Here is an 817-nt window from a genome sequence, read left to right on the forward strand (position 1 = left end):
AGCACGGTCTGCAACTGGTTTCGGGCGTGTTCGAGCGCCAGGAGGCATCCGGCGAGGATCGGCTTGAGGGCGCCATGGGCGTAGGTTCGATTGGGGCGCGAGGTGGCGTCGGGCGGCTCCGTCTCGGCGCTGAGTAGCTGGCAGAGGTTGTCCGCCAGGACCTTGGCGGCGAAGTCCTGCTGAAAGGCGAGATAGGTGAGCCCGCTGGGCGCCTCCAGGCGCAGGCGATGCTTGATCCGCTTGAAGGCCTCCTCCACTCGCCAGCGGCGGTGGTAGAGCGCCCCGAACTGCTCGGCCGGGTAGCGCCGGGCGTCGAGCAGGTTGGTCATCAGCACGCGGATGTTGCCGCTTGGTGTGACGTCGCGAATCAGGCGCACCGTGCTTGGAACGGCCTGGATCTCGTAGATCGACGCCTCGGCGACGCGTGGCGCGGCCAGGGTCACCACCTGCTCGGAGGCGCCCGAGCGCAGGAAATCCGCGACGCAGCGCCAGCCCCGGGTGTCGGCCCGCAGGCAAAAGCCCAGCCCGCGCTGGGCCAGGGACGCCACCATCGTGTTGCCGACATAACCGCGGTCGAGCACCAACAGGTCGCGCCCGGCATCGAGTTCGTCCAGCGCCTCGAACAACATCTGGCGCTCCGAACCATCAGCCGGGTGCAGGCTCGCGTGCAGCGTCAGCTCGGCCCCGGGCAGAAACAGCGCGAAGGCGTAGTGATCGGCAGGCAGCTTGGCGTTGGCGCGGGTCGAGACGCGCAGCCGGGAGGCGTCGGCCGCCACCACGCGCAAACCGTTCCAGCGCGCCGCATCGATCCGCGGCT

General features: G+C 69.5%; 1 protein-coding gene. It reads right to left on the reverse strand.

The annotated features are described in order from the left end of the window. On the reverse strand, positions 1–817 hold an 817-nt coding region (locus ZRA01_RS20395; RefSeq protein ID WP_141355199.1), incomplete at both ends, for a transposase.

Origin of the sequence: Zoogloea ramigera (genome assembly GCF_006539865.1) — a bacterium.
GTDB classification, from domain to species: domain Bacteria; phylum Pseudomonadota; class Gammaproteobacteria; order Burkholderiales; family Rhodocyclaceae; genus Zoogloea; species Zoogloea ramigera.